This window comes from Modestobacter sp. KNN46-3, assembly GCF_011039295.1.
In genome coordinates this window covers 1-5,920 of record NZ_JAAKGN010000222.1, presented here as the reverse complement: position 1 = coordinate 5,920, position 5,920 = coordinate 1, and the positions used below count along the sequence as shown (strand labels likewise).

The following is a 5,920-nucleotide window of genomic DNA, read 5'->3' as shown; positions in this document are numbered from 1 at the left end:
CGGCGGCGAGCTCTGGGTCGTCACCGTCGGGTGGATCCTGGTGGCGCTGTGCTCGCTGCTGGTCTGGGCGCTCATGCGCTCACCGTGGGGCCGGGTGGTGAAGGCCATCCGGGAGGACGAGGACGCCGTCCGCTCGCTGGGCAAGAACGTCTACGCCTACAAGATGCAGGCGCTCGTGCTCGGCGGGATCTTCGGCGCCTTCGGTGGCATGGTCTACGCCGTCGGCACCGGTTCGGCCATCCCCGACCAGTACCAGAACGCCAACACGTTCCTGGCCTACGCGGCGCTGATCCTCGGTGGCGCCGCACGCGTGCTCGGACCCGTCATCGGGTCCATGCTGCTGCTGTTCATCCTGCAGTTCGCCGACACCGGGCTGCGCTCCCTGATCGCCAACGGGGTCATCCCCGCCGAGCTGCTTTCCTCCACCGACGTCGCGCAGCTGCGCTACGTGCTGGTCGGGATCGGGCTCATGCTGTTGCTGGTGTTCCGGCCCCAGGGCATCTTCGGTGACCGACGAGAGGTGATGCTCGATGCCCGCTGACCCCGCTCCCCACGGCGCGCACGCCGCACGGTCCGACGGGGCCCCCGGCACGGGTCCGGCCGCCGGCGCCACCCGCGCCGCACCCCAGCGGTTGGCCCAGGCAGCCCTCCGGGACGTCCCCTGGGAGGTCGGCGTCGCCAAGCCCGACCCGGCGATCGTCGTCGACCACGTCACCCGCACGTTCGGCGGCCTGACCGCGGTGTCGGTCGACCACCTGGAGGTCCAGCGCGGCGGGATCACCGGGCTCATCGGGCCCAACGGCGCCGGCAAGACGACGCTGTTCAACCTGCTCACCGGGTTCGACCAGCCCAACACCGGCACCTGGTCGTTCAACGGCCGCGACCTGGGCAAGCTCAGCCCGCACCAGGTCGCCCGGCTCGGTGTCGTCCGCACGTTCCAGCTGACCAAGGCGCTGTCCCGGCTCACCGTGCTGCAGAACATGCTGCTCGGCGCCCAGGGGCAGAGCGGGGAGAGCTTCCTGCGCGCCCTCGTCCCCGGCACCTGGAAGGCGCAGGAGAAGGCCAACACCGAGCGCGCGATGGACCTGCTCCGGCGGTTCAAGCTCGACGCCAAGAAGGACGACTTCGCCGGCAGCCTGTCCGGCGGTCAGCGCAAGCTGCTGGAGATGGCCCGCGCGCTGATGAGCGAGCCGCAGGTGGTGATGCTCGACGAGCCGATGGCCGGGGTGAACCCGGCCCTGACCCAGAGCCTGCTGGGCCACGTCAAGGACCTCCGCGAGGAGGGCATGACGGTCATCTTCGTCGAGCACGACATGGACGTCGTCCGGGACATCAGCGACTGGGTCGTCGTCATGGCCGCCGGCAAGGTCATCGCCGAGGGCGCACCGGACTCCATCAGCCAGAACAAGGCCGTCGTCGACGCCTACCTCGGCGCGCACCACGACGCCCCCCTGACCGAGGAGGAGGAGGACCGCTTCCTCGCCGAGGACCAGGCGGCCGAACGCGCCCGGCGCGAGGACGTCATCAGCTCCGAGCAGGGCCGCAAGAGGAGGGCACGACGATGACAGGCGTGGACACACCAGGTCCGCCGGAGGACCGCAGGTTCTCGGTGCCGGAGTCCGAGCAGGACCGGCCGGTCGCCGACGACCCGGGCCCGGACACCGCGGTGGCCATGTCCCCCGCGGAGAAGGCGGCCACCCGGGAGGAGCACCAGCGCCTCGCCGAGGGCGCGCTGGTGCGCGCCGACAACCTGGTGGCCGGCTACGTCCCCGGGGTCAACATCCTCAACGGCTGCGACTTCTACCTCTCCGACGGCGAGCTGGTCGGCATCATCGGCCCGAACGGCGCCGGCAAGTCCACGCTGCTCAAGGCGCTGTTCGGACTGATCCCGGTCCGGTCCGGCGCGGTGACGCTGCGCGGGGAGGAGATCACGTCCGCCCCGGCCCACCGGCTGGTCTCCCTCGGCGTCGGCTACGTCCCGCAGAACAACAACGTGTTCCCCTCGCTCACCATCGAGGAGAACATGCAGATGGGCGTCTACCTGCGTCCCAAGACGTTCAAGGAGCGCTTCGACTACGTCGCCGAGCTGTTCCCGCTCCTCGGTGACCGTCGGAAGGGGAAGGCCGGCGCCCTCTCCGGTGGCGAACGGCAGATGGTGGCGATGGGCCGCGCGCTCATGATGGACCCCTCCGTGCTGCTGCTGGACGAGCCGTCCGCGGGCCTCTCCCCGGTCCTGCAGGACGAGGTGTTCATCCGCTGCCGGCGGATCAACGCCACCGGGGTGTCGATCATCATGGTCGAGCAGAACGCCCGCCGCTGCCTGCAGATCTGCCACCGCGGCTACGTGCTCGACCAAGGCCGCAACGCCTACACCGACACCGGCAAGTCGCTGATGAACGACCCGAAGGTCATCGAGCTCTACCTGGGGACCCTCGCCAAGGCCCAGTGACGCCACGACGACGGTGACACCACGGCGACGGTGACACCACGACGACGGCCGGTCTCCCCTGGGAGGCCGGCCGTCGTCGTCCCCGGCGCAGCCGGTCCGGGCAGACTCACCGGGTGCTCCTCGTCGCCCACCTGATCGCGGTCAGCGCGTACGCCGGCTTCCAGTGGACCGTGCGGGTGCTGGTCTACCCGCAGTTCGACCGGGTGCCCGCGGCTGACTTCCCGGGCTACGAGCGCGCGCACCAGCGCCGGGTCAGCAGGGTGGTCGGCCCCCTCTTCGCCGCACAGGTGGTGACCAGCGGCTGGCTGGTCGTCGACCGCCCGGACGGCACGCCCCTGGGCCTGGCCCTCGCCGCGGCTGCGCTCGTCGCCCTCGTCCTGCTGGTGACCGCCGTCGGCGCCGTCCCGCTGCACCGCCGCCTGGACGCCGGCTGGGACGCCGCCGTCCACCGTCGGCTCCTCCGCGTGGACTCCGCGCGAGTGGGCCTGGCGACCACAGCTGTCGGAGTGGCTGCCCTCCTCGTCGGCTGAGGCGCGCTGCCCGCCCGCACACAGCACTGCGGCCCGGCACCTCGAGGGTGCCGGGCCGCAGCCTGGAACGGTGGAGCCGATCAGCGCTGCACGAACACAGCGCCGCGTGCCTCAGCTCAGCGCTGGGGCCCAATGCCCTGGGCGTTGAGGCCCTGGATGATCCGCGAGGACTCCTCGAACCCGATGACGACGACGGCGTCGGGGTTGAAGTCGACCATCTGCTGGACCTCGGAGTCGAAGTTCGCCGCCTGCGGGTCGTAGGTGACGTACTCGATGCTGTCCTCGGACAGACCGCCGGCGATCAGGTTGTCGCGGGTGTTCTCGGCGAGACCGGTGCCGTACGGATCGTTGATCGCCAGGATGCCGACCGTGTTGTTGCCGTCCTCGGCGATCAGGTCGGCCAGCGCGCGGGCCTGCAGCGTGTCCGGGGGCGCGGTGCGGAAGTACAGCCCGTTGTCGTCGTACTCGGTGAACTGGTCGGAGGTGTTCGCCGGCGAGATCTGCAGGACACCGGCACCGGTGATGGTGTCGATGACCGTGAGGCTCACCCCGGACGAAGCGGCACCGACGATGGCGTCGACGTTGGACTGCAGCAGCCGGTCGACGGTCTGCGTCGCGGTGTCGGTCGAGGCGTCACCGGAATCACCCTCGACGAGCTGCACCGGCTGGCCGAGCACGCCACCGGCCTCGTTGACCTCGTTGATCGCCAGCTGGGCGCCGGCGACCTCGGGCGGGCCGAGGAAGGCCAGGTTCCCGGTCAGCGGCAGCAGCGTGCCGATCACCAGCGGGTCACCCGTGGCGCCCGCCGGCGCGTAGGCCGGGCCCTCGTCGGTGGCGGCGTTGGCCTCGTCGCCGGCGATGACGAAGTCGGTCGCCGCGTCGTCGAGGGCGTTGTCGTCGCCGAACTGCAGGATCCCGAAGCTGGCCTGGGCCGGCTCCCCTGCCTCGGCGAAGCTCAGCGGGCCGCTGACGCCGTCGTAGTCGACGTTGCCGCCGGCGTTGATGATCTCCACGCAGGCGGAGAAGCTGTCGCAGGCCTCGCCACCGAAGGTGAGCCCGTTGAGGTAGGGCGCGAACACCGTGGCGTCGCTGCTGCCGGCGGCCTGGGCCGCGAGCGCGGTCAGGATGACGGCGTCATAGGTCTCACCGGCGTAGTTGTAGTCCTGCAGGTCCGGGTCGACCGCCAGCAGCCGGTCCGTGAAGTCGCCGGACAGCTCGGTCAGCGGCGTCGTGCCGCGCATCCCGGCGAGCGCACCCTCGTCGGAGAAGTCCTCACCGAGGGCGTTGCCCATGTTGCCGTCGGTGCCGTAGACGTTGACCTGCTTCTCGCCGCTCGCGCCGTCATCGGTGGTGCCGCCGCCCTCGTCGCTGCCGCCACAGGCGGTCAGCGCGAGCAGGGCAGCACCGGAGAGGGCGGTCGCGCGGGCAAACGTGCCTGTGCGCATCAAGGAACTCCCAGTGAGGTGTGTTCTCCACGCTCCTCGACAGGCCTCATCGCCTGTCGGGGAGCCGATCAGTGCGGAGAACCTAACTGCCGGTCGGACGCGCCGGACCACCCTCGACTGCACCGTGATGAGGTCGTGACCTGCACGTTGCGCAACCGCCACGCGCTCGGCGGGCGCGACACACCGCCGCAACGCGCCGGGGACGGGGTGCCCCGGCGCCGCCGGTCAGGAGCCGGCGGGAGAGGTCGGGCTGCTGTCCCCGGTCGGCTGGGAGTCGGCCTCCAGGATCACCTGGGCCAGGGCCTTCATCGAGGTGCGCTCGTTCATCGCCGTCCGCTGGATCCAGCGGAACGCCTCGGCCTCGGTCATGCCGCGCTCGGACATGAGCCGCCCCTTCGCCTGCTCGACGACCTTGCGGGCCTCCAGCCGCTCCTTGAGGTCACTCACCTCGGCGTCCAGCGCGTGCATCTCCTGGAAGCGGCCCACCGCCACCTCGATCGCGGGCACCAGGTCGTTCTTGGAGAACGGCTTGACCAGGTAGGCCATCGCACCGGCGTCGCGGGCGCGCTCGACGAGCTCCCGCTGGCTGAACGCGGTCAGCACGATCACCGGCGCGATGCGCGCAGCGGCGATCTGCTCGGCCGCGGCCAGGCCGTCGAGGACGGGCATCTGGACGTCGAGGACGACGAGGTCGGGGCGCAGCAGCTGCGCCTGCTCGACGGCAGCCTGGCCGTCGCCGACTTCAGCGACGACGACGTAGCCCTCCTCTTCCAGCATCTCCTTGAGGTCGAGGCGGATGAGGGCCTCGTCCTCAGCGATGAGGACCCGGGTCGGTGCGTTGGTCACCCGGTGATCCTATCGGCCGCAGCGGGCCACACCTCGCCCGATACGCTGCTGGTCACCCGGTTGTGCTGGCCCCCGTACCCCAATCGGCAGAGGGAGCGGATTCAAAACCCGCGCAGTGTGCGTTCGAGTCGCACCGGGGGCACCGAGAGGCCAGCAGCGACGTGCGCCTGACGACCCACCGCCACAACGGGCGTCACCGGCCAATACGGTGGCCCCGTGACCGGCCACATGACCCCCGAGGAGTTCCGCCAGCACGGCCACGAGGTCGTCGACTGGATCGCCGACTACTGGGCGGGCATCGCCGCGCACCCGGTCCGGTCGCGGGTCTCCCCCGGCGACGTCCGGGCCATGCTGCCGGCGAGCGCGCCCGAGCAGGGCGAGCCGGTCTCCGCCGTGCTGGCCGACCTGGAACGCGTCGTGCTGCCCGGGGTGACGCACTGGCAGCACCCCGGCTTCTTCGGCTACTTCCCGGCCAACACCTCCGGTCCCTCCGTGCTCGGCGACCTGCTCTCCGCCGGCCTCGGCGTGCAGGGCATGTCCTGGGTGACCAGCCCGGCCGCGACCGAGCTCGAGCAGCACGTCATGGACTGGTTCGCCGACCTGCTCGGCCTGCCGGGCTCCTTCCGGTCCACCGGCACCGGTGGCGGCGT

At 71.2% G+C, this 5,920-nt stretch carries 7 protein-coding genes and 1 tRNA gene; 6 read left to right on the top strand and 2 right to left on the bottom strand.

The window, feature by feature from the left end; all coding sequences use genetic code 11:
* From G5C62_RS25070 to G5C62_RS25055, 4 genes are all read left to right on the top strand, one after another.
* On the top strand, window positions 1-541 hold a 541-nt coding region (locus G5C62_RS25070; protein WP_164703155.1), incomplete at its 5' end, for a branched-chain amino acid ABC transporter permease.
* Window positions 531-1,565: an ABC transporter ATP-binding protein gene (locus G5C62_RS25065; RefSeq protein WP_036340818.1), complete on the top strand. Its 1,035-nt coding sequence runs from the start codon at window positions 531-533 to the stop codon at window positions 1,563-1,565. The genes G5C62_RS25070 and G5C62_RS25065, both read left to right, overlap by 11 nt.
* On the top strand, window positions 1,562-2,449 hold the full coding sequence (locus tag G5C62_RS25060; RefSeq protein ID WP_206330855.1) for an ABC transporter ATP-binding protein: 888 nt from the start codon (window positions 1,562-1,564) through the stop codon (window positions 2,447-2,449). Before G5C62_RS25065 ends, G5C62_RS25060 begins: the two co-directional genes overlap by 4 nt.
* 113 nt (window positions 2,450-2,562) lie before the next feature.
* Window positions 2,563-2,979: a DUF1772 domain-containing protein gene (locus G5C62_RS25055; RefSeq protein WP_164703154.1), complete on the top strand. Its 417-nt coding sequence runs from the start codon at window positions 2,563-2,565 to the stop codon at window positions 2,977-2,979.
* 116 nt (window positions 2,980-3,095) lie between these two features.
* Here the strand turns inward: G5C62_RS25055 and G5C62_RS25050 are convergent, their stop codons facing one another.
* Both G5C62_RS25050 and G5C62_RS25045 read right to left on the bottom strand, forming a co-directional pair.
* The gene (locus tag G5C62_RS25050) at window positions 3,096-4,424 is read right to left on the bottom strand and encodes an ABC transporter substrate-binding protein (RefSeq protein WP_164703153.1); all 1,329 of its coding nucleotides are present in this window, start codon (window positions 4,422-4,424) and stop codon (window positions 3,096-3,098) included.
* Window positions 4,425-4,649: 225 nt separating this feature from the next.
* Window positions 4,650-5,270 carry an ANTAR domain-containing response regulator gene (locus tag G5C62_RS25045; protein WP_036340812.1) on the bottom strand — a complete coding sequence of 207 codons (621 nt, stop codon included), beginning with the start codon at window positions 5,268-5,270 and terminating at the stop codon, window positions 4,650-4,652.
* A 68-nt stretch (window positions 5,271-5,338) separates the two neighbouring features.
* Here G5C62_RS25045 and G5C62_RS25040 point away from each other — a divergent pair.
* A tRNA-Leu gene (locus G5C62_RS25040) sits at window positions 5,339-5,412 on the top strand.
* Window positions 5,413-5,486: 74 nt separating this feature from the next.
* Window positions 5,487-5,920: pyridoxal-dependent decarboxylase (locus G5C62_RS25035; protein ID WP_241176123.1), on the top strand; the 434-nt coding region annotated here is incomplete at its 3' end.

Coding starts and splice junctions, on each gene's coding strand:
- G5C62_RS25060 (WP_206330855.1), top strand. CDS start 1,562: ATGACAGGCGTGGACACACCAGGTCCGCCGGAGGACCGCAGGTTCTCG.
- G5C62_RS25065 (WP_036340818.1), top strand. CDS start 531: ATGCCCGCTGACCCCGCTCCCCACGGCGCGCACGCCGCACGGTCCGAC.
- G5C62_RS25050 (WP_164703153.1), bottom strand. CDS start 4,424: ATGCGCACAGGCACGTTTGCCCGCGCGACCGCCCTCTCCGGTGCTGCC.